We start from the raw sequence: 21,556 nt of genomic DNA, 5'->3' as shown, positions 1-21,556 counted from the left end.
GAACAGCTAATTATTAATCTCCGCCTACTGTACCAATCTGTTCCCCAGCGGGCGCGTTGCACCCGTGGCACAATGTGGCCTGTGACTACCCGCGCCTTGCTTGAAGAACTCGCCCAGCGCCACGGTGTGGCCACCAGCTATACCTCCCAGTCTGGTGTCCCCGTCCACGTCGCTGACGACACTATTGCCTATACCCTGCGCGCCTTGGGCGTGGCCATCGATGACAATCCGGACGATGCGGCGCTAACGCAGCTGCTTTACGACGACTACCTGGACCGCTCCTCCCAGCCCCTACCCCACTGCGTTGTCGCGCCCCAAGGCCAAGAGCGCGGTTTCGTGGTCCACGTGCACGCGGGCGATGCCGCCAACGTACACATTGAGTTGGAGAAAGGAGGCACCCGCGAGGTCTACCAGGATCCCAATGATGCCCCGGACGCGAACGTCGATGGCACGCTTTGGGGCGAGGCGAGCTTCCACATCCCCGGCGATCTGCCCATGGGGTACCACGAGCTGGTGTTGGAGTCCGGGGGCATCGGCAAGCATGCCTGCCCGCTAATTATCACCCCGGCGCGCCTCACCACGGCCGATGAGTTTGTGGAGCGCCCCATTAGCGGCGTAATGGCGCAGCTCTATTCGGTGCGTTCAAAGTCCTCTTGGGGTATCGGCGATTTTCAGGATTTGGGGCAGCTAGCAGAGACGCTGGCCCCGCACGCGGATTTCTTGCTGGTCAACCCGCTACATGCGGCCGAGCCGCTACCACCGGTCGAGGACTCGCCGTACCTGCCCACCACGCGGCGCTTTATCAACCCGCTCTACTTGCACATCGAATCCATCCCGGAGCTCAAGCTCCTACCGGAGGACTTACAGGATGATGTGCGCGAGCTGGCGGAGGAGTTTCGCCAGCGCAACCGCAGCGCCGAAGAAATAGAGCGCGACACCATTTTTGAGGCCAAACTGCAGGTGCTGCGCGAGCTCTTTAACTACCAGCCCTCCCCGGAGCGCGAAGAGGCCTTCGTGCGCTACGCCCGCGAGGAGGGCCGTGGCCTGCGCGATTTCGCGTATTGGTGTGCGCAGCAAGACGCCGCCGCGCAGTCGGGCCAGCGCCATGCCGAAGGCCTGGACATGGACAAGCTCACGCGCTTTTATTCCTGGCTGCAGTTCCTGTGCGATGAGCAGCTGGCCGCCGCGCAGCAGCGCGCACTCGATGCCGGCATGCGCCTGGGCCTGGTGACTGACCTTGCCGTAGGTGTGCACCCGGGCGGCGCCGATGCCGTAAACCTCACAGAGTATTTGGCGCCGCAGTGCTCGGTAGGCGCCCCGCCGGATGACTATAACCAGCAGGGCCAGGATTGGTCGCAGCCGCCGTGGCACCCGCAGCGCCTGGCCGCCACGGGCTATGCACCGTGGCGCGAGATGCTCTCTACCGTGCTGCGCCATGCCGGCGGAGTGCGCGTGGACCACATCTTGGGCCTTTTCCGCCTGTACTGGATCCCACGCATGGCCAGCCCGCTGACGGGCACCTATGTCTCCTATGATTTTGAGGCCATGGTGGGCATCTTGGCACTAGAAGCGCAGCGCGCCGGTGCGGTGGTCATCGGTGAGGACCTCGGCACCGTCGAGCCGTGGGTACAAGACGTGCTCGCGCAGAAGGCGGTGCTGGGTACCTCCATCGTGTGGTTTGAACGCGACGATGATAACTACTCCCCGCTGCCACAGGAAAAGTACCGCAAGCTGGCGCTGTCCTCGGTCAATACGCACGATCTGCCACCGACCTTGGCCTACCTGCGCGGCGATCATATTTCGCTCCGCGCGCGCTTAGGCGTGCTGACCCGATCGGTGGAGGACGAGCAGCGCGATGACATCGAGTGGCAGGCCCGTGTACTCGGCACCGTGGCGGATCGCGGCCTCTTGCCGCAGCGCGATTACCTCGTAGATCCGGATGAGCGCGCTTCTCGCGGCGCGGAGGAGGATATAAGCGTAGCGCTGCATCGCTATATCGCAGGTACACCTTCGGCTCTCGCGTGCACCAGCTTGGTGGACATGGTGGGTGATGTGCGCGCACAAAATCAGCCAGGTACCACGAACGATCTTTATCCCAATTGGTGCGTGCCGCTATGTGATACCAACGGCGCTCCCCTGCTCATTGAGGATCTTCCTGGGCCGGAATTCTTCCAGCGCTTAGCAGCCACCAGCCGGAAGGCCTAACGCTGGGCCTAGGCACTGGTGCGGCGGTGGAGCGGGTTTAGGTCCACAGGCCGATGAGGGCGACGACGATGACCAGCGCGATCATCGTCCACAGTGTGAGAGAGACGCGGGATTTGGGCAGGGCGCGCTTGCGCTTTACGGACTGTGCACCTGGCGTAGCCGCCGAGGCGGATGACTGGCCGGCGCGCTTTGCTTCGGGGTCCCAAAGACCCTCGCGGGGGTTAGCGCGCAGCTCAGCGCGCTCTTGTCGTGCGCGCTCGTTATTTTCCTCAGCCATGGTGGTCTACTTTAGTGCTGCGGCTGCGCCGCTGGGAAATCATGCGTTTGCCTCGGTTGGCTACGTAATCGACACCCCACATCAGGCACCACGCTACGACCACCATGAGTGGCACGGCGATGGCCACCACGATGACCATTTGAATCCACACGGGCGCTTGCACCAACAATTGCGATAGCGTGCTGCCCAAGCTCGTCAACCACTCCATGGCTACTTATCCTACTTGCTCGCGGTAGTCTGGCTGACATGTCAAGCGCCCAGATTCCTGTTACCGTCGCCACCGCTTCCGGCCGGATCACCGGCGTGCGCCGCGATGGCCTGCACTATTTCCATTCGGTGCGCTATAGCACCATCCCCAGCCCCTACTCGCCTGCCGAGCCGTTTGAGCGCAGCGTCGATCAGGATGCCCGCGAGCCGCACCCAGCAGATATCGCTTTGTCCATTACCACTCCTGCCGATGCCAACGACTGCCCCGTCGTGGTCTATATTCACGGCGGGCGCTTTGAGCACGGATCGCACGAGGATCCGCGGCTGTCTGGGGAAAAGAATGCCCGCCACGGGGTAATCCAGGTCAACGTGGGTTACCGGGTGGGCTTGGCCGGCTTTGCACGCTTCGACGGCGACGAGGCGGACCGCTACCGCGGCATCGATGATTGCCTCTTGGCCTTGGAGTGGCTACAGGACAATATCGAGGCCTTTGGTGGCGATAAGACCAATATCACCTTGGTGGGCCAATCCGCCGGGGCGGCGATAAGCCTGTGGCTCGCACGCCGCGATCACTTCCGGGGCGGTTTCCGCCGCGTGCTGGCGCTCTCGCCGGCCTTCCCGCGCGACCGCTTTGAGCACCGCGTCACCGACCTGCGCAAGGCGCTCGGCGTGCCGGTGACGCGCGGGGCTTTAGAAAAAATGGACCCGGAATCGCTGGCCAAGGGGTATGCCAAATTCCGCAAGAAATATCGCTTCGATGTCGCCTTGGGCCCTGCGCCACTGCGCGCCGAAGAATTGGCGAATATCCCTATCGTGGTGACGTCTACCCGCGATGAGTTCTATGACATGCCCCAAGCCCAGCGCATCGACAAGATGGCGCTGGCGGGCTTTATTACCAGCTACCTTTCACCCAAGTTTGGGATTTCGCAGGGGCGCTTCAAGCAGTGGCGGCAATTGGCGCACTACGTGGACCCGCAGCGGCCGATGGGCCGACTCATCGGTGATGCCGCAGTGCGCCGTTGGACCGCCCAGGTGGCTGCGCATTCCCCGGGCCCGACGTGGATGATGGAGTTTACGCGCACCGATTCCCCTGCGGTGCATTGTGCGGAATTGGGCCCGCTGTTTGGCGGAAGCGGGAACGAGGCCGGCGAGGAAACCCCCGCCGAAGAACTCAACGAGTGGCTACGCCATTTTGCCACCACCGGTGAGCCCGGATTCCCCAACTATGGCGATGACCACCGGGTGCTGGAATTTGACCTAGATACAGGCGAGCGCCGTCTAGCCTATGCCACCTTGGACTACGTGGCCGCAGCCTTCTACAACGACGACGAGCTTTAATTACAGCGCAGCACGTAGCTTTTCGTCCGCTAGCTCATCGATCATCCACGGGCTAAAGACGCCAGGCATGGCATCGGCGGCGGCGAAGAGCCGTTCCGGTTCGACCCACTGGTAAGAATCTACTTCTTCGGGGTTGGGCTCCCAGGCGGCGTCGGCAGCAAGCTCGACGGTATATACCGGGCAGATTTCATTTTCTACCGTGCCCGAGGAATCCACCGCGCGATAAGAAAAGTCCGGCAGGATAAGCCGCGGGGCGGATAGATCCGCCGGTGCAATGCCGAGCTCAAAGGAAGCACGGCGCAGGACCGCATCGGCGGTTTCCTCGCCGGGGGCGGGGTGGCCGCAGAAGGCATTGGTCCACACCCCGGGCCAGGTGAGCTTACCCAGCGCGCGGCGGGTTACCAGCACCTTGCCGCCGCAGGTCAACCAGGCGGAGAAGGCAAAGTGCAGCGGAGTATCGGTGGTATGAACTTCGGCCTTGGGAGCGGTGCCGATGGGTTCACCCGCAGCAGAGGCCAAGACTACAAGTTCCGTCATAGATTAAGGTCTCCCACCCAGGTCACGTTGCCAATGTGCAAGCGCGCATTCCACAGGTTGCCGGGCGTCACGTCAAAGCGGTACTGCAGGTTGACCGAAGCGCCCGCGCCCAACGGGTGATCGAGCCCCGGTGGCTCCACGTCTGGGGCAGATTCCTTGTCATAGGGCAAGGAGTTGATCTTGGCCCAGCCGCCGTTGCCGTCGGCACGCTCAAGTGTGGGATCTTCAAAGGCGTCGACCGGCAAGGGCACGTCGTTTTCATTCTTCAGCAGGATGGTCACCACGGAGCCACCGGAGTTGTTATCGGAATACACTCCCTGTAGTTCCCAGCTCACGCCCAAGCCCTTATCCTTTACTGGCTCGGCAAGATTAGAGGTGATCTCTTTATCATCGGTGTCCTTGGCCTCGTACGGGGCCTCTTCGGAGCTGGAGACGGTGATATTGTCCCCCAGCCCGGTTTCTTCCGGCTGGAGAACGCTGCATCCGGTCAGGGTCACGGCGAGTACGCTGACCACGCCCGCGCCGAGTGTGTGGGAAATTTTCACCGTGGATGGATCCTTTGCACGCGAAGATTGTTGTATTTCTGCACAAGTACCTTAGCCTAAACCTCCCTGAACTTAAGTATTTACGCTCGTTAACGCCGCATATGGCATACTGGGCAGTCGCTTAAATCTCTCCCCCACTTTCCCTAATTCCGCGCACTAACCGCCGTTTCGAAGTGAGTGTGGTCTACTTATGAATTCCATTTTGCGCATTACCCGCAGTGCCTCTGCCCTGTGGCCCTTTTATCTAGGCGTGCTGCTGACCGCCACGATCACTGCGGTCGTTGCACTGGTCTCGCCATTTTTGACGCGCGAAGCCACCGATACCATCGTGGAGGCCCTGCAGAACGACGCCCCACTGGGCAATGCGCTGCGCACGGTGCTGTTACTGGCAGTGGCACTTTTTCTTGCCGACGCCGCCAATGCCCTCTTCCGCAATATCGGCGGCTACATCGGCGATGTCATGGTCTCGCGCCTGCGCGAGATTTTGTCCACGCGTTACTTTGCCAAGCTGCTGGCCCTCCCGCAAGGCTATTACGATAACCAGGTCACCGGCACGATCATCGCCCGGCTGGATCGCTCGATTGCCAATATCACGCAGTTCGTGCAGTCCTTTGCCAATAACTTCTTCACGATGATCATCCAGACCCTCGCGGTGCTGGCCATTACCGCGTGGTATTACTGGCCGCTGGCCGTCCTGCTCGCGCTGCTCTTTCCGGTCTATATGTGGCTTACCGCGCTGACCTCGAAGCGCTGGCAGAAGTTTGAGGCGGTCAAAAACGAAAATATCGACCTCGCCAACGGCCGCTTCGCCGAGGTCATCGGACAGGTCAAGGTGGCTAAGTCCTTCGTGAGCGAAACCCGCGAGCTCTCCCACTTTGCTCAGCGTTACCGTACCGTGGTCGATACCACCAAGCCACAATCGCGCTGGTGGCACATGATGGATACCTTCCGTGGCCTGGCCATGGCTGTTATCTTCCTCGGCATTTACGGCGTAATTTTCTGGCGCACGCTCGAGGGGCATTTCTCCTTGGGCGATATGGTCATGTTGCTGCAGATGGTCTCCAGTGCGAAGCAGCCGGTCTTTATGATGAGCTGGATTGTCGATACCGCCCAGCGCGCCATCGCCGGTTCCAAGGACTACTTCAAAGTCATGGAAGAAGAGCTCGAGCCCACGGCCCCGCGCGAATTGGTTGCTGCCACCACCGGTTCGCATACCCCGCAGCTCGACCTCACCCCGGTTCGCCCGCTGGAGCCCACACCCGGCGCGCCGGTGTTTTCCTTTGAGCACGTTTCCTTCGCCTACGAGGAGGGCAAGCCCGTTGTGGAGGATATTTCCTTTGCTGCCGGTGAGGGCCATAAGGTAGCACTCGTAGGCGAGTCCGGCGGCGGCAAGTCGACCTTGGTGAACCTACTTTTGGGCCTATACCACCCCTCGGCGGGGCACCTCGATGTGCTGGGCCACCGGGTAGACGATCTCACTGCCTCGCGCCTGCGCGCCTCGGTGGGTGTGGTCTTCCAGGAGTCCTACCTCTTTTCCGGCACCATTCGCGAAAACATCGCTTATGGCAAGCCGGGTGCCGCGGAGGAGGAAATCATAGACGTCGCCAAGCGAGCCAATGCCCATGAGTTTATCCAGGCTTTCCCGGATGGCTATGACACCGTTATTGGCGAGCGCGGCCTCAAGCTTTCCGGTGGACAAAAGCAGCGCGTCTCCGTTGCCCGCGCCATGCTTAAAGACGCGCCCATCTTGGTGCTGGATGAGGCTACTTCGGCGCTGGATACCAAATCCGAGCGCGCCGTGCAGGCTGGCCTGGATGAGCTAATGAAGGACCGCACCACGCTGATTATTGCCCACCGCCTATCCACCATTGCGGATGTGGATACCATCATCACCCTGGATCGCGGCCGCATTGATGAGATGGGCTCGCCGGCCGAGCTGGCGCAATCCGGTGGCATTTATGCCGAGCTGCTCAAGCTCACCCAATCCACCTCGGCCGCGGACCGCCGCCGGTTGAAGAAGTATGGTTTTGTCTCCGGCTCTGCCTCCGAATCCGAAGACGCGGAGGAGGACTCCCGCTGGGCCGACAACGCAGATGAATAAAAGCGCATAAAAGCGCTGGGGTGGCCGCGGGCTTCGCGTTATGGTTATGGCCATGGAGTTTCCTAGCCTAGAAGAGTTGCAAGCCCGCGGAACCCGCAAGTGGACCGTCTTCGAAGAAGACGTGCTGCCGCTCTGGATTGCGGAATCCGACTTCCCCACCGCGCCCGCCATAAAGAAGGCGCTGGAAGACTTGGTGGATAAGGAAACCTTTGGCTATACCCCAGCGCCCAAGGCCTCGGGGCTGCGCGAGGCTGTGGCTGATTTCTACAACGACCGCTACGGCTGGCGTCCCAACTCCGACCATATTTTCTGGATCGGCGATGTGGTGCGCGGCCTATTGCTCGGCGTACAGTACTTCACCCGCAAGGACTCCCCCGTGATTGTGCCGGTTCCCTCCTACCCACCCCTTTTGGAGCTACCACGCACCGCTGGCCGCGAAAAGATCGAGACCAGCCTAGAGCTGAATGATATTGAGCGCGCCTTCCAAGCGGGCGCGGGCTCTATTTTGCTGGCCAATCCCTATAATCCGCTCGGCCGCGTCTTGGACGAGGACTACCTCACCAGCCTGGTAGAACTGGCAGAGAAATATGATGCGCGCATCCTGGCCGATGAAATCCATGCCCCGCTGGTCTATGAGGGGCGGCATATCCCGGTGGCGTCGCTTAGCGCGGCGGCCGCGGAGCGCACCATCACGGTAACCGCCACCTCCAAGGCCTTTAATACTGCCGGGCTGAAGTGCGCGCAGATCATTTTCTCCAACACGGCCGATGTACACACGTGGAATGGCCTTACAGGCGTGGCCAAGGATGGCACGGGCACCTTGGGCGTGCTTGCTGCGGAGACTGCCTACCGCGAGTGCGGCGACTTCCTCGATGAAGAAATAGCGTACCTGCGGCAGACCCGCGATTGGTTGGTGGAGGAGCTGCCTCAGCGCATCCCCGGCTTAAAGACCAGCAAGCCGGACGCCACCTACCTGCTGTGGTTGGATTTTGCCGATACCGCTATCGGCGGCAACCCGCAGCCGGCCAAGTGGTTGCGGGAGAATGCGAAGGTAGCGCTTAATGAAGGCGACACCTTTGGCACCGGCGGCCCAGGCCATGCGCGGTTGAATTTCTCTACCTCACGCGAGATCTTAGAAGAGGCACTCGACCGCATGGAGCGTGCCTTCGCGGCTCTCGATTAATCTGGCGCGGCTGGGGCAACCATGTAGCCTGCATCACCCCCACACTTTGATTTCTCACCATGTGGGCAGTAATGTCTCATTACACGAACAGGCGCGACCCGCCACCTCGGACCGCGAGGACGATCCTCACCCCGCCACCACCCCTCGGCGGAACGGGAGCCTCATCGCATACTAGCTGTACATGGAAAATTAAGGAGCCACAATGGCTACCCCAGTTGCGTCACGCACCTCTAAGCCCGGCGCCACCATCGTAATCGCGTCGCTGATGCTGTTTTCGATGTTCTTCGGCGCCGGCAACCTCATCTTCCCGCCCATGGTGGGCGTTTCGGCCGGCACCAATTTTTGGCCCGCTGTCCTCGGCTTCCTCGCCGCCGGCGTGCTCCTTCCGGTCCTAGCCATTGTCGCCGTCTCCATTTCTGGCCGCTCCGTGCGCGACCTGAGCTCCAACGGCGGCACACTTTTCGGCCTCGTTTTTTCTGTGATGGCCTACCTTGCCATCGGCGCCTTTTACGCCCTGCCACGCACCGGCGCCGTTTCTATGGAAACCGCCATCACCCCACTGCTGGGCTGGGAAGGAACCATGGCCAATGGCATCTTCAATGTGGTCTTTTTCCTCATCGCCCTAGCGCTGTCCTGGAAGCCGAATTCCATTATCGATACCTTGGGTAAATTCCTCACCCCGGCTTTGGTGGCGCTGTTGGTTATCCTCATCGCCTTGGCAGCTTTCAACAATCCCCGCGATCCCCAGGCCCCTACCACGGACTATGCTTCTTCCCCCATGGTCACCGGCCTTTTTGAGGGCTATAACACCATGGATGCCATTGCGGGCTTGGCCTTTTCCATCGTGATTGTTGGTTCTTTGCGCTCCAAGGGGTTTAAGACCAAAAAGTCCTTGGTTAACGGCACTATCACCGCCGCTCTGGTTGCTGGCGCTTTGCTGGCCGCTATCTATCTGGGCTTGGCGTGGGTAGGCCAAACCATTCCTAATGGCCAGTCCTATGAGTCAGGAGCGCCCCTGCTTGCCGACGCCGCAAATCTCACCATGGGCACCATCGGCCAAGCCGTCTTTTCTGCCATCGTCATCTTGGCCTGCATGACCACCGCGGTGGGCCTTATCACCTCCACCTCGGCCTTCTTTGAAATGCTTGTGCCCAAGGTGAAGTACCACGTCTGGGCCTGCCTCTTTACCGCACTGTCCATCCTCTTTGCCTTCCAAGGCCTGGATACAGTGCTCTCCATTGCGGTTCCATTCATTACCTTCCTGTACCCGCCGGCTATCTCCCTTATCGCTCTCACCCTGATCCAGCCGGTGGTGAAAAAGTCCGTTGTCTTCTACTGGACCTACCGCCTGGCGCTGTGGGTATCGGTGCTGTGGTCGGCTCTGTCCGTCATCGCCGCCCAGGGCTGGGGCGCCGACGCGCTCGATCCCCTCTTGAGTCTGGCTCCTGGCCAGGCCGTGGACTTGGGCTGGATTGTTCCTACCGCTATCGCGGCAGTCGTCGGCCTGGTTATCGATATCTCTACCAAGGCGGGCGAGAAGCACGCCGCTGCCAACCCACCGGCGGCAGAGCCGGCGGAGGCCGATGCCCTCGCTGAGGCTTAGTCTCTTAGTCCTGCCTTACCCCTCCCCTCCGCACATAACCACGGTGCCGAGGCGGAGGGGATTTTAATGTCAACAGGTCCCGGCGGCCGTGCGGTATCGCCTCGCCCGGAATAGTCAGGCGGCGCGTACCGTTGGAAGAAGAGAACTTAGACAGAATTTTCCGAAAGCAAAAGGAAGGCTCCCCCGTGACCGAACGCGCGTATCTTTCCGTCTTGGACTTCTGCACCATCTATGAGGGCGAGACCCCAGCACAATCCATCGCCCGCTCTGTGGAATTGGCACAGGAAGCAGAAAAGCTGGGCTATTCTCGCATGTGGTACACCGAGCACCACAATATGAAGTCCATCATGTCTTCTTCCCCGGCCGTGCTCATCGCCCATATCGGCGCAAAGACCGAGCGCATTCGCTTAGGCTCCGGCGGAGTGATGCTGCCCAACCACTCCCCTTATGTCGTTGCGGAGCAATTCGGCACCTTGGAGGAGATGTACCCCGAGCGCATTGACTTGGGCGTGGGCCGCGCCCCCGGTACGGACATGAATACCCTCGGCCGCGCCCTGCGCCGCGACGCCCACTCTGCCGAGCGCTTCCCCGAAGACGTCAAAGAGCTCAACTCCTATCTCGAGGGCAAGTCCTATATTCCGGGGGTCAGCGCCGTTCCAGGTGCCAATACCAACGTGCCGATCTATATTTTGGGCTCGTCCATGTTCGGCGCCTCGCTAGCCGCCAAGCTCGGCCTGCCTTATGCCTTTGCTTCTCACTTTGCTCCGCAGCACCTCGAGCAAGCTACCACCTACTACCGCGAGCACTTCCAGCCTTCCGAGCGCTTTAGCAAGCCCTATGTCATCGCCGGCGTCAACGTCACCGCCGCCGATACCACCCAAGAGGCGCAGGAAGAATACGAGCGCGTGTGCTTCAACCGCGTCAAGGCCTTCGCCGGCCGCGGCAAGCACCTCACCGATGAGCAAGTAGAGCAGATCATCGGCTCGTACCAGGGCCAACAGATCCTAGACATGCTGAAGTACTCCGCCGTCGGCACTGCCGATGAGGTGGCCAGCTACCTCGATACCTTCCAAGAGCACGCCAAGGCCGATGAGCTCATGGTCTCGCTGCAGTCCAGCTCGCACGAGGAAGTAATCAAGAATATGCAGCTGCTCGCGCAGGGCTGGCAGCTCGATCCGGCACGCGTAGCCGGCACCCCGAGCTAGCCCTCGGCCCTTACTTGGCCTAGGTGATCGATGGGCACCTCGGGAAACCGTTCCCGGAGCTTTCCCTCGAGTTCCCGCGGGCCCAGGTTCGCCTGCTCCGGCAGTCGCGCCGAATACCGTTGGGCTTCGTCCAAGGTGGAAACGCGTACCCCACGCGGAATCAAGGCAAGGAAATTTTGGCTCGGCTCGAGCGAATAGAACTGCATGCGCTCTAGCTCGGAGGCGGCGAAACTGGTCCGCTGGCGAGGTAAGGAAATTTCCTCGCCAATGCACAGCACCGGACGCGTCCTGCGCCGCCCTGAGACCACCACCGCCAACATGGCGCATAGCGCCCCGCCTAGTGGCATGAGCGCGGCAATGAGATAAACGAAGTGCAGGCGCGTACCAGCCGGTTCCTGCAGCGCCGAGTAAATAAGCACCCCACCGATTACAAGCAGTGCGACGGCGATGATGACCGCCACCGTTACCGCCTTTCCTAGGCGCACGCTGCCGCTGGCCGCGCGTACTTCAATCGTTTCGGTGCTCTCATCCACGGTCACTTAGCCTAGCGTGCTCGCCTACTAACTCGGCGCTGGTCGGACGGCGCGTGGCCTTTTCCTTTGCCTTCCCCTCGACCGGGCGAGGCACGCATGCTCGGTAGCTTCATTGCATTAGCGTGCCTTTGCAAAATGGAATAGCATTACTGTGTTTCGCTCCGCTGCGAAAAGCCCCGGAGAGACTAAGGACAAAGGTTGAATGAGCCCACGCGATAAACAGCAGCATAGAAAGATCGCTGACTACCTGCGAGAGCAGATCAGCTCTGGCGTGCTGCAACCAGGCGATTTTCTGCCTAGTGAAGCAGATTTATGCGAGAAGTTTTCTTCTTCCCGCGGACCCGTGCGCCAAGCAGTTGCGGCTTTGCGGGCCAAAGGGCTAGTTTCCTCCGGCCGCGGGCGCCGCTCCACCGTTTTAGCCTCTACCCAGGCAGAGCTTTTTGAATCCATCTATTCCATCTCCAGCTGGCTCAGCGAATATGACGTGGATCCACAACAGCACACCCTGTGGCTGGCTCGCCGCCGCGCGCCGCGGGATATCACCCGCTTTCTGCGCGTAGACCCAGAACAAAATGTCGTCTTCGTTCACCGCGTGCGCTATACCGAAGACCACCCCATTGCCATCGAGCGCATGTATTTCCCCATGGTGGTGGGAAAGCACATCCTAGACTTCGATGCGGATGCCGGATCTATTCATGCGCGCCTGCGCGACTGCGGCGTGGACTTTGATAATGTGCGCCGCGAACTCACCTTGGAACAAGCCAGCGCCGAGGATGCTGAGGCGCTTGGAGTAGCCACTGGCACCCCGCTGTGGCGGCTCCAGATGGAAATATCCAACCACTCGGGCGAACCAGTCGAATTGGCGGTGTACCTCTATCGTGCGGACCGCATGAAGCTGGCTATGAATAGCGTACGTGGGGGCGTATCACCCCTAGAAGTTATCCCCACCCCGGGAAATTTTGCATAATTTTCACGGCAGCTATTCCCAGCGGCTACCCTGCTTTCTATGAGAAGATTTTGCGCCGGCAGGGCGCTGGGCAGCCTCGCCATGGCGGCCGCTGTCGGAACCGTATCAGCGTGCTCGGCAGGTCATACCGCGGTGGTTGATACCTCCCAAGCAGCTAGCGACTCCGCTTCTACTTCCCTTACCGTAGCCTCCACCTCGGCGGCCACCTCGCTGGATTTCACCACTACCGGTGGTGCCGCCATCCCCGCCGTACTCATGGACAATGTCTACGAAACTCTCGTGCGCATCGATGAGGACGGTTCTATTACCCCGGGGCTCGCCACCTCGTGGGAGATCAGCGACGATGCCCGCAGCTATACCTTCCACCTGCGCGAAGGCGTCACCTTTTCCAATGGCGATGCTTTTACCGCCGAGACCGCGGCCTTTTCCATCAATTACGTTCGCGAGAAATGGACCAATGGCATTTCTGCAGCCATGGATCCGGTAGCCAAGGCCACGGCCACCGATGATCACACACTCAAGGTGCGCCTCAAGCAGCCATCGAATGGCTGGCTCTGGTCCATGGGCACAGCCACCGGCGCGATGATGACGCCTAATGGCATGGATAACCTCGCCGCCCAGCCAGTGGGTACCGGCCCCTATGAGGTTTCCCGCTTTGCGCCCTCGGAATTCGTTGAGCTGCACGTTCGCGACGGATATTGGGGAAAGCCTGCGGCACAGGATGTGACGGTACGCTATTTCCCGGATACCATCTCCTCGGTCAATGCGCTGCAGGCCGGCGGCGTGGACGTGGTCTGGGGCGTGCAAAACCCGGAGCTTCTCGATGACGTCAAGGACGGCATCGCTACCGAGGTCGGCACCACCAATGGTGAGGTGTTGTTGTCCATGAATAATGCCCGCGCCCCATTCAACGATCCGCGCGTGCGCCAAGCCGTGGCCTATGCCGTAGACCGCAAGGCAGCCAATGACATTTTGTGGAATGGGATGGCCAAGGACACCGGCGGCGCACCGATCCCGCCTACGGATCCGTGGTTCGAGGGTAAGCACTACTACGACTACGACCCAGAAAAGGCCCGCAGGCTGCTCGCGGAGACCGGCGCAGAAGGGTCCGAAATCACGCTGACCACACCGACGCTGCCCTATGCCCAGACCGTCGCCGAGCTGCTGTACTCGCAGCTTACTGAGGTTGGTTTTAAGGTGACGCTGGAATCCGCCGAATTCCCGGCCGTGTGGCTAGGCCAGGTGATGGGAGCAAAGGACTATCAGATGTCGCTCATCTCCCACGTGGAGCCGCGCGATGTACCCACCTTGTTCGGCGATCCGGATTATTACCTCAACTACGATTCCCCGCGCACCCGCGAGCTTTTGGCCCAGGCCGATTCCGCACCCGAGAAGAACTACCCCAAGCTCATGGCACAGGCCGTGGATCAGATCATGGCGGATGCCGGCGCGCTGACTTTGATGAATATGCCCAATATCGTGCTCACCCGCGCCGGCGTGCGCGGATTGCATCCGGATCAGGTCACCGACGCGCTCATCCTGCGCGACCTGACTTCTGCCGACGCGGACGTGGACGCCAAAGCTGCCGCCGCAGATAACACCGAAAAGGAGGCCCGATGAGTTCCCTTCGCAATACTGGGCGCGCCATCGTGCGTCCGCTGCTGCGCTTTGCGTTAACGCTCTTTGCCGCCTCCATCATCATCTTCGCGCTCATGCGCGCGGTGCCAGGCAACCCGGCGCGGGTGGCGCTGGGAGTGAATGCGACCGAAGAGGCCGTCGACGAGCTCAGCTCTGAGCTAGGGCTGGACCGCCCGCTGCTTACCCAATATTGGGAGTGGGTAAAGGGCTTATTTACCGGCAGTTTTGGGCAGTCTTTGTCCTCGCAGCAGGATATTACGCCGCTGGTGGTAGACCGCGCCCAGGTCACGCTCATCCTCATTGGCCTGGCGATGCTGCTTGCGCTGGCCGGGGCTATCCCGGTGGGCATGTGGCTGGCACTGCGCAACCGTACCCGCGGCGCAGATGTAGTTTCTGCCGGTACGCAGCTGGGCATTGCGGTGCCCAGCTTCCTCCTCGGCATCATCTTGGTGGCCATCTTTGCCGTTCACCTAGGCTGGCTGCCCGCCAATGGTTGGGTGCCGCCCAACCAGGGCGCGGGTGAGTTTATCCGCCACCTTATTTTGCCGGTCATTGCGCTGGCCGTGGTGCAGGGCGCAATGCTGACGCGCTACGTGCGCTCGGCGGTGCTTGATGTGCTGAATCAAGACTATATCCGCACCGCCCGTGCGCTCGGCCAGTCCCCGTGGGAAGCGCTAAAGCGCCATGGCCTGCGCAATGCGGCGCTGCCGGTGCTTACCGTGGCCGGCGTGCAGCTAACCACAATGGTCGTGGGTGCCGTGGTGATCGAATCCGTCTTTGTCATCCCCGGTATTGGTTCCATGCTCTTGGACGCGGTATCGGTGCGCGATCTGACCACGGTACAAACCCTGGTCATGCTGCTCGTTGCCTTCGCCTTGGTAGTCAATGCCTTAACGGATGTGGCCTACCGATTCATCGATCCGCGCATCACGGCAGGTGATAAATAATGAAGCTGCGTTTTTCTGGCTGGCTGGGAGCCATCCTCGTCGCCGCCACGGTGCTGGTGGCGCTACTTTCGCTGGTGTGGACGCCCTATGACCCGACGCTGGCGTACCCGGATGTGCGCCTTGCCGGTCCCAGCGCCGAGCACCTCCTGGGCACGGACCGCTTTGGGCGCGATACCGCCTCCCGCATCATGGCGGGAGCCCAGATTACGGTCTTTGTCGGGCTCATTGCGGTGGGAATCGCCGCCCTCGTGGGCGTTCCATTGGGCATCCTCGCCGGCATGCGTCGCGGCAGGTGGGCCGATGCGCTGGTGATGCGCGGCGCGGATTTGCTGCTTGCCTTCCCCGCGCTGCTGTTGGCGATTATTGCTGGCGCGGTCTGGGGCCCATCGACGCTTACGGCCATGATTGCCATCGGCATCGCCGGCATTCCCTCCTTCGCCCGCGTGGCGCGTTCGGGCACGCTGCAGGTTATCACGCAGGACTATATTTCCTCCGCGCGCATCTCCGCAGTGCCCGGCTGGAAGGTAGCGTGGCGCCATATCCTGCCTAATATTGCCGGACTGCTCATCGTACAAGCCTCCGTCTACTTCGCCCTCGCCATCCTGGCTGAGGCCGGCTTGTCCTACCTCGGCCTGGGCACTGCCCCACCGGCGGCCTCGTGGGGCCGGATGCTGCAAGATTCCCAGTCGCTGCTGGGCACCGCTCCCCTGCAGGCCTTCTGGCCGGGACTGGCCATTGCTGCGACGGTGCTGGGCTTTAACCTGCTTGGCGACGCCCTCCGTGACCTCCTCGATCCCCGCCTGAAAGGATCCGCGCGATGAGCCTGCTCCACGTAGATAACCTGACCGTCACCGCCCCCGGGTCCACCACTGCCCTTGTGGGACCGCTTAACTTCGAGCTCGCGGCCGGTGAAAAGCTCGGCATCATTGGTGAATCCGGCTCCGGAAAATCGCTCACTGCGCTATCCATCATGGGGCTTTTACCCGATGGGGTACGCGCGAGCGGCTCCGTCACCGTGGATGGCCACGAGGTAGTCGGCGCACGCGATGCCCGCATCCGCCCCCTGCGCGGGAAAACCATGGCCATGGTCTTCCAAGAACCGATGAGCGCGTTGGATCCGCTTATGCGCGTGGGCAAGCAGCTGGCTCAAGCCGGGGTGCGCGATGCCGCAACCGCTCTCGAAGAGGTGGAGCTTGATGCCGACATTGCCTCCCGATTCCCACATCAGCTCTCCGGCGGCCAGCGCCAGCGCGTGCTCATTGCCATGGCCATGGCCGGCCACCCCGATCTGCTCATCTGCGATGAACCAACCACCGCGTTGGATGCCACCACGCAAGATGGCGTGCTGCGCGTCATCGAGCGCGTAACCAAGGCTCGCGGCACCGCGCTGGTCTTCATCACCCATGACCTGGGCGTCATTCGCCGCATGTGCCCCAACGTCCTAGTCATGCACCAGGGCGCGGTGGTGGAATCCGGCCCCACCGAGCGCGTGCTTGCCCAACCCGAGCATCCCTATACCCGCACACTCATCGCCTCCTCGCGGCCGCCGGAACTTAGCCTTTCTCCGGCCACGGCGGAAGATGCGTTGGTGACGCTACGCGGGGTCAGCAAGGTCCACGGCGAACACGCCGCGCTCGACGCCATCGACCTGCGCGTAAGCCAAGGCGAGCGTCTGGGCATCGTGGGCGGATCCGGTTCAGGCAAGACCAGCCTGCTCAAACTCATCGCCGGGCTCGACCAGCCCACGAGCGGTGACATCGACGTCCGCGGTCGTGTGCAGATGGTCTTCCAAGACCCACAAGGCTCGCTCAACCCGCGCCTGAAAATCTGGAAATCCATCGCAGAGGCCATCCCTGGCAATCCCGGCAAGGCCGACAAGCGCGCTCGCGCGGCGGCCGCGCTCGAGGAGGTCGGGCTGCCATCCGAGAGCCTCGATCGCTTCCCGCACGAGTTCTCCGGCGGCCAGCGCCAACGCATTTCCATCGCCCGCGCGCTGTGCGGCGAGCCGGATATCTTGCTGGCCGATGAAGCCGTCTCTGCCCTCGATATGTCGGTGCGCGCACAGGTGCTGGAGTTATTGGCGGGGGTCATCGCCAAGCGCAAGCTCACCCTGCTCTTTGTCACCCACGATCTCGCGGTGGTGCGCCACCTGTGCGAGAGCGTTGCGGTCCTTGAACGAGGCCGGCTCATCGAGCACGGAGCGACCGACTCCGTGTGGGCCTCGCCCAGCACGGACTACACGCGCCGGCTTATCGGGGCCGCCGAGATGTAAAGCGGGTGGCTTCGGGCGTAAGGTAGTCGGGTCAGATAACTCCGCCGAGAAAGGATCCTGCCGCTCCGTGGCCACCCAGCTTGACTATCCCATCCCGCAGCGCCCCAGCACCACCCAATTGCTCACCGCGTTTAATAGCGCCTCGGTGCGCTGGCCTGGTGCCCTGCGCGCGGGCTTGGCGATTCTCTTGCCCGGCGCCATCGCGCTGCTGACCGGCCACGACTACGCCATCCTGCTCATTTCCACCGGCGCGTTCACCGTCATCTTTGGCGAGGGCCACCCTTATCGCACCCGCCCGCGCGTCATGCTCACCGCCGGCACCGCACTCATTACCGTCGCGGCCGTGGGCGTGCTGGTAGGCCACCTCATCTTTGCGCCTGGCCACGGCCATTGGTGGCTGCTGCTGGCGGGCCTGTACACCACGGCATTGGCCGCCGTGTGCGGCTTTGCCCAAAATGCCCTGCGCTTGCCGCCGCCGGGCACCTTCTTCTTGGTCATGGTCGGTGGCGGTTCGGTGATGCTTGCGCGCACCGATGTCACCGTGGGCCAGCTGCTCTTTTGGGCGCTGACCGGCATGGTAGCCAGCGTCGTGCTCGGCATGGCGCCGGCCCTTATTGACGCCCATGGCCCCGAGCGCCGCGCGGTTGCCGCACTGGAAAAGGCCGCGGCCGCCTTCAAGGATGACCGCGACGATTCCCTGGCCCGTCACCACCAGGCGCAGACCGCGCTCTTTGCTGCCTGGCAGGCGCTTTCCGACGCCCGCATTATCCGCGGCGGCCGCATCATCGACCCCCAAGGCGCCCACCTAGTGGAGCGCGCCCTCGCAGCCCAGCACACCATCGTGGCGCATAACCGCGCCCTCGACCTCGGCTCCGATTCGGATCAGCTCACCGATAGTGTCACCGACGTCGATCCGGATCGCACCGCCATCCCGCACACCCGCCCCACCGGCCGCTACCGCTTGTATCGCGCCGCGGTCCGGGATTCGCACGCCATGGTCACCACCCAAAAGATTGTCCTCTCCGCGGCCATTATCGTGCTGGTGGGCCTCTCCCTCGGCTTCGACCGCCCGGACTGGGGCGTGGTCTCTGCTTTCCTCATGCTGCAATGGGGACCCGACCATGTGCCGGGTACCGTCCGCGGCATCCACCGCATGCTCGGCTCTGTCGTCGGCGTACTGCTGTTTTCTATCCTCCATTACTTTGGCATCAGTGGCTGGACGCTCCTGCTCGCGCTGGCCGCGTGCCAATTCTGTGCCGAAATCTTCGTGGCCAAGAACTACGCCATCTGCGTTATCTTCTCCACCCCACTTGCCCTCCTCATGGGCAACTCCGCCACCCGGCCCCTGTGGCCCACCATCCAGGCTCGCTGCGGCGAGATCGTCCTATCCATCCTCGTCGGCACCGCGGTGCTGTGGCTATGGCAGCGCAGCGCCCCCGTGCGCAATCAGGCCCGCCTGCAGGTCCGTGCGATGGAGTCCATGGCCACCCTGCTCGGCCTGCTCTTTGTTAATACCCCAGATGCCGTACTGTCCGCGCGCCGCGACCTGCAATACGAGCTGCTCTCGGAGCGCCGCGCCATCCAGTCCCTCGCCGTGGATAACCCCGATACTGTGCGCCAATTCTGGGCACGGCACATTGCCGTACAACACGCCGGCTACTTCCTGCTAGATTTCTGCACCACCCACCCAGACCGCACGGCTACCCGCACGGAGCTCGATTCCCTGGTGCACGAAGTCCGTGCGGCCCGCGCCGCCTAAAACAGCGGATACTCCTCCATCACCTCGTAGCGTGGGCCCCCACCACGGCCCTCACCGAGGTGGGATTGCATCAGGCAGACCCGGTCCGCGCAAAATTCCGGTCCCCGATACACCGATAACGCGCGCACGAAATCCGCCAGTGCCCACGGCTCGCGGGTGCGTCGGCCCGCACGCGCGACGGTGAGGTGGGGGCGGTGGTGGCTAAAGGGGACGTCGGCAAGCTGGCACTGCGCCATCAACTCCCGCACACCGCGCGCCTGCCCGCCGACGCCTACCCACAGCGTGCGCTGCTCAAAGCTCCCCGCACCGCTTAAACGCACATTCAACGCCGCGCGCCCTGCCACCGCGTGGGCGAGGTGCTCGCGCACCGCCGCGGCATCATTGGGCTGCTCGCCATAAAACGCCATGGTCAGATGCCAATTATCCGGATCCGTCCAGCGCAGCTCATTAGTAGTTGCCGCGTGGATGGGCCGCAGCGTATGCACCAAATGCTCGCGCGCGGCGGCCGAGGGCAATAACGCAGCAAAGACGCGGATCATGGCCTAGCTGGCATAGACATTGAGGCGCAGTTCCGCGTCCAGCAGGTGTTCTTCCTCGCGCTCAAAGACGGCGAAGGCATGCAAAATATCCGCAACAGCGGTGGAATTATCATCAAACTCGGGCATGCGATAACTTCTTTCAAACCACAAAGGAGGCACAAGAATCACGCTCGATTCTTCTGCCTCCACATAGTAGCTGACAATGATGTAATTATCCGCCCTTGACCACCGTGACCTGCCAACCAGCATCGCCCGAGCGATGGAAATCACGAATCTCGTGGCCCTCATCGGCCGCCCACTGCGGAATAGATTCGGTGGCCTGGGTGCAGTCAAAATCAATAACCAGCGCCTCTCCCGGCTCCAGCTCCGCCATGACCTGCTTGGCCTCAATCAGCGGGAACGGGCACACCGCACCAAGGGTATCGAGCGCATAGCGCCCGCCGCCCAGCGCGCGGGCCTTGTCCTTGGCCTGCGGCTTGGTCTTGAGCGCTACCGCCCCGGTGGCAGTGGCAAAGCTCGGCAGCACCTTATCCTCGGCGGAGACCACCGAGTTATCCACGGATTCCTCGGTGGAGTAGGTCTGCGGCTGCTGCGGCTCACTCTTGGGTTTCAGCCACAGGCGCGCGCCCGCACCTACGCCCAGGGCCATAAAGAACAGCGCTACCCAGCCCTGGAAGCTAAACAGGGAGGTCTCCACCATGCCATTGCCCACGGTGCAGCCGCCGGCCAGCGACGCGCCGACACCCATCATGATGCCGCCCCAAATAGCGCGGGTCGCGGTCTGCGCATCTGGAACGCGCACGCGGAACTCACCTGCGGTCTTTGCAGCGATAAACGCGCCCACCAATAGGCCGATGACCAGCAGGGTGCCCCAGTTCATGCGCGCGGAATCACCGGTGGCGGCCCAGCGAACGATGTCCGCGGTCGGCGTGGTGATGCCGAGGCCGCCGTTGCGGCCAGCGTTGGCCGATAGCACAAAGCCCACCGTGCCAATGATGCCAACGAGCACGGCCGCGATGTTCATGTTCAGCGGCTTGGCGTACCACGACTGGCCCAGGTCCACCTTGGGACGGCCGGCATCTTTGGCGCGATAGTGGCGCCACAGCAGGAAGGTCACGACCCACAGGACCGCCACCAGGATCCACGGCGAGATATGCAGCGCGCCGTGGATGGTGGTTACCGGCAAGCTCCACTGCTTGAACCAATCATTCGCCCCGGCCAGCGGGCCCGATTTCATCGCGGCGGCGGAAAGTCCGTAAAACAGCAAGGCAATCCACGAGCCGACCAGGCCTTCGGCAGAGCGGTACCACGTGCCGGAAGCGCAACCACCGGACAAGATGATGCCCAAGCCGAAGATGAAGCCGCCGACGATGACGGCTACCGGTTTGAAATCGCTAATTTCCGGCGAAAGCACGCCCGTGCCAGTCAATAGCGTCAGGCCAAAGGCATGCACCGAAATCAAAATAAGCAGGGCGGTAAAACCGCGCCAGGTCTTATTGAGAAAGATATCGCGCAGCATTCCGGTCACGCAGAAGCGCCCACGCTGCAACACAGCACCGAAGACGATGCCGGTGAGAAGTCCCGTAATGATCACTGTGTCTCCTTGTATCGAGTCAGGGGCTTCAGCCTACGACAATTAAGACAGAATTGTCTATATTTTGTGCACCAGTTGGTTCCATAATGCAGTATTTATGCACTTC

The 21,556-nt window shown here is 61.9% G+C and carries 20 protein-coding genes; 12 read left to right on the top strand and 8 right to left on the bottom strand.

Translation table 11 applies throughout. The features are described 5' to 3' along the window. Positions 1-81: 81 nt before the first annotated feature. Entirely contained in the window at positions 82-2,205 is a 2,124-nt protein-coding gene (malQ, locus tag QP971_RS04015; RefSeq protein WP_284810924.1) for a 4-alpha-glucanotransferase, read from the top strand. A 37-nt stretch (positions 2,206-2,242) separates the two neighbouring features. On the opposite strand, the gene QP971_RS04010 is transcribed toward malQ, so the two are convergent. Beyond that, positions 2,243-2,482: a hypothetical protein gene (locus QP971_RS04010; protein ID WP_284787530.1), complete on the bottom strand. Its 240-nt coding sequence runs from the start codon at positions 2,480-2,482 to the stop codon at positions 2,243-2,245. After that, positions 2,475-2,690 carry a hypothetical protein gene (locus QP971_RS04005; RefSeq protein ID WP_049378525.1) on the bottom strand — a complete coding sequence of 72 codons (216 nt, stop codon included), beginning with the start codon at positions 2,688-2,690 and terminating at the stop codon, positions 2,475-2,477. The genes QP971_RS04010 and QP971_RS04005 overlap by 8 nt, the downstream gene beginning before the upstream one ends. A gap of 38 nt (positions 2,691-2,728) precedes the next feature. Here QP971_RS04005 and QP971_RS04000 point away from each other — a divergent pair, with 38 nt between their 5' ends. Then, entirely contained in the window at positions 2,729-4,027 is a 1,299-nt protein-coding gene (locus QP971_RS04000) for a carboxylesterase family protein (RefSeq protein WP_284810923.1), read from the top strand. On the opposite strand, the gene idi is transcribed toward QP971_RS04000, so the two are convergent. Further along, positions 4,028-4,564, bottom strand: a complete 537-nt coding sequence (gene idi, locus QP971_RS03995) for an isopentenyl-diphosphate Delta-isomerase (RefSeq protein ID WP_284810922.1) — start codon at positions 4,562-4,564, stop codon at positions 4,028-4,030. Further along, positions 4,561-5,109, bottom strand: coding sequence for a hypothetical protein (locus QP971_RS03990; RefSeq protein WP_269953570.1), 549 nt, complete (start codon positions 5,107-5,109; stop codon positions 4,561-4,563). Before QP971_RS03990 ends, idi begins: the two co-directional genes overlap by 4 nt. 190 nt (positions 5,110-5,299) lie before the next feature. Here QP971_RS03990 and QP971_RS03985 point away from each other — a divergent pair, with 190 nt between their 5' ends. The 4 genes from QP971_RS03985 (at position 5,300) to QP971_RS03970 (ending at position 11,201) form a co-directional block, all read left to right on the top strand. Further along, positions 5,300-7,210 (top strand): ABC transporter ATP-binding protein, encoded by a 1,911-nt coding sequence (locus QP971_RS03985; RefSeq protein WP_284810921.1) that lies wholly within the window; start codon positions 5,300-5,302, stop codon positions 7,208-7,210. A gap of 52 nt (positions 7,211-7,262) precedes the next feature. After that, entirely contained in the window at positions 7,263-8,393 is a 1,131-nt protein-coding gene (locus QP971_RS03980; protein ID WP_284787518.1) for a MalY/PatB family protein, read from the top strand. A 202-nt stretch (positions 8,394-8,595) separates the two neighbouring features. Then, positions 8,596-9,996: a branched-chain amino acid transport system II carrier protein gene (brnQ, locus tag QP971_RS03975; protein ID WP_284810920.1), complete on the top strand. Its 1,401-nt coding sequence runs from the start codon at positions 8,596-8,598 to the stop codon at positions 9,994-9,996. A 185-nt stretch (positions 9,997-10,181) separates the two neighbouring features. Beyond that, entirely contained in the window at positions 10,182-11,201 is a 1,020-nt protein-coding gene (locus QP971_RS03970) for an LLM class flavin-dependent oxidoreductase (protein ID WP_284810919.1), read from the top strand. Here QP971_RS03970 and QP971_RS03965 read toward each other — a convergent pair. Next, the gene (locus QP971_RS03965) at positions 11,198-11,740 is read right to left on the bottom strand and encodes a hypothetical protein (protein WP_284810918.1); all 543 of its coding nucleotides are present in this window, start codon (positions 11,738-11,740) and stop codon (positions 11,198-11,200) included. The genes QP971_RS03970 and QP971_RS03965 overlap by 4 nt on opposite strands. A gap of 196 nt (positions 11,741-11,936) precedes the next feature. Here QP971_RS03965 and QP971_RS03960 point away from each other — a divergent pair, with 196 nt between their 5' ends. The 6 genes from QP971_RS03960 (at position 11,937) to QP971_RS03935 (ending at position 19,317) form a co-directional block, all read left to right on the top strand. Continuing rightward, a complete protein-coding gene (locus QP971_RS03960) occupies positions 11,937-12,701 on the top strand; it encodes a GntR family transcriptional regulator (RefSeq protein ID WP_284810917.1) in 765 nt (254 codons plus the stop codon). Positions 12,702-12,740: 39 nt separating this feature from the next. Continuing rightward, positions 12,741-14,321, top strand: a complete 1,581-nt coding sequence (locus tag QP971_RS03955; protein WP_284810916.1) for an ABC transporter substrate-binding protein — start codon at positions 12,741-12,743, stop codon at positions 14,319-14,321. Next, on the top strand, positions 14,318-15,286 hold the full coding sequence (locus tag QP971_RS03950; RefSeq protein WP_284810915.1) for an ABC transporter permease: 969 nt from the start codon (positions 14,318-14,320) through the stop codon (positions 15,284-15,286). Before QP971_RS03955 ends, QP971_RS03950 begins: the two co-directional genes overlap by 4 nt. After that, positions 15,286-16,107, top strand: a complete 822-nt coding sequence (locus tag QP971_RS03945) for an ABC transporter permease (RefSeq protein ID WP_284787502.1) — start codon at positions 15,286-15,288, stop codon at positions 16,105-16,107. Before QP971_RS03950 ends, QP971_RS03945 begins: the two co-directional genes overlap by 1 nt. Further along, positions 16,104-17,558 (top strand): ATP-binding cassette domain-containing protein, encoded by a 1,455-nt coding sequence (locus QP971_RS03940; protein WP_284810914.1) that lies wholly within the window; start codon positions 16,104-16,106, stop codon positions 17,556-17,558. Before QP971_RS03945 ends, QP971_RS03940 begins: the two co-directional genes overlap by 4 nt. A 67-nt stretch (positions 17,559-17,625) precedes the next feature. Beyond that, on the top strand, positions 17,626-19,317 hold the full coding sequence (locus QP971_RS03935) for an FUSC family protein (protein WP_284810913.1): 1,692 nt from the start codon (positions 17,626-17,628) through the stop codon (positions 19,315-19,317). Here the strand turns inward: QP971_RS03935 and thpR are convergent. The 3 genes from thpR to QP971_RS03920 form a co-directional block, all read right to left on the bottom strand. Continuing rightward, the gene (gene thpR, locus QP971_RS03930) at positions 19,314-19,856 is read right to left on the bottom strand and encodes an RNA 2',3'-cyclic phosphodiesterase (protein WP_284810912.1); all 543 of its coding nucleotides are present in this window, start codon (positions 19,854-19,856) and stop codon (positions 19,314-19,316) included. The genes QP971_RS03935 and thpR overlap by 4 nt on opposite strands. 3 nt (positions 19,857-19,859) lie before the next feature. Beyond that, positions 19,860-19,982: a hypothetical protein gene (locus QP971_RS03925; protein ID WP_255342548.1), complete on the bottom strand. Its 123-nt coding sequence runs from the start codon at positions 19,980-19,982 to the stop codon at positions 19,860-19,862. Positions 19,983-20,067: 85 nt separating this feature from the next. Further along, a complete protein-coding gene (locus QP971_RS03920) occupies positions 20,068-21,450 on the bottom strand; it encodes a YeeE/YedE thiosulfate transporter family protein (RefSeq protein ID WP_284787494.1) in 1,383 nt (460 codons plus the stop codon). Positions 21,451-21,556 lie beyond the last annotated feature (106 nt).

The sequence above is a fragment of the Corynebacterium marquesiae genome (assembly GCF_030229635.1).
GTDB classification, from domain to species: Bacteria; Actinomycetota; Actinomycetes; order Mycobacteriales; family Mycobacteriaceae; genus Corynebacterium; species Corynebacterium marquesiae.
Note: the sequence above shows the minus strand (reverse complement) of the source record. Positions and strands in the feature narration are given on the sequence as shown.

Bases quoted from the DNA above. Each gene is read 5' to 3' on its own strand.
- QP971_RS04010 (WP_284787530.1), bottom strand. From the start codon at position 2,482: ATGGCTGAGGAAAATAACGAGCGCGCACGACAAGAGCGCGCTGAGCTG.
- QP971_RS04005 (WP_049378525.1), bottom strand. From the start codon at position 2,690: ATGGAGTGGTTGACGAGCTTGGGCAGCACGCTATCGCAATTGTTGGTG.
- QP971_RS04000 (WP_284810923.1), top strand. From the start codon at position 2,729: ATGTCAAGCGCCCAGATTCCTGTTACCGTCGCCACCGCTTCCGGCCGG.
- idi (WP_284810922.1), bottom strand. From the start codon at position 4,564: ATGACGGAACTTGTAGTCTTGGCCTCTGCTGCGGGTGAACCCATCGGC.
- QP971_RS03985 (WP_284810921.1), top strand. From the start codon at position 5,300: ATGAATTCCATTTTGCGCATTACCCGCAGTGCCTCTGCCCTGTGGCCC.
- QP971_RS03980 (WP_284787518.1), top strand. From the start codon at position 7,263: ATGGAGTTTCCTAGCCTAGAAGAGTTGCAAGCCCGCGGAACCCGCAAG.
- brnQ (WP_284810920.1), top strand. From the start codon at position 8,596: ATGGCTACCCCAGTTGCGTCACGCACCTCTAAGCCCGGCGCCACCATC.
- QP971_RS03960 (WP_284810917.1), top strand. From the start codon at position 11,937: ATGAGCCCACGCGATAAACAGCAGCATAGAAAGATCGCTGACTACCTG.
- QP971_RS03955 (WP_284810916.1), top strand. From the start codon at position 12,741: ATGAGAAGATTTTGCGCCGGCAGGGCGCTGGGCAGCCTCGCCATGGCG.
- QP971_RS03950 (WP_284810915.1), top strand. From the start codon at position 14,318: ATGAGTTCCCTTCGCAATACTGGGCGCGCCATCGTGCGTCCGCTGCTG.
- QP971_RS03945 (WP_284787502.1), top strand. From the start codon at position 15,286: ATGAAGCTGCGTTTTTCTGGCTGGCTGGGAGCCATCCTCGTCGCCGCC.
- QP971_RS03940 (WP_284810914.1), top strand. From the start codon at position 16,104: ATGAGCCTGCTCCACGTAGATAACCTGACCGTCACCGCCCCCGGGTCC.
- thpR (WP_284810912.1), bottom strand. From the start codon at position 19,856: ATGATCCGCGTCTTTGCTGCGTTATTGCCCTCGGCCGCCGCGCGCGAG.
- QP971_RS03925 (WP_255342548.1), bottom strand. From the start codon at position 19,982: ATGCCCGAGTTTGATGATAATTCCACCGCTGTTGCGGATATTTTGCAT.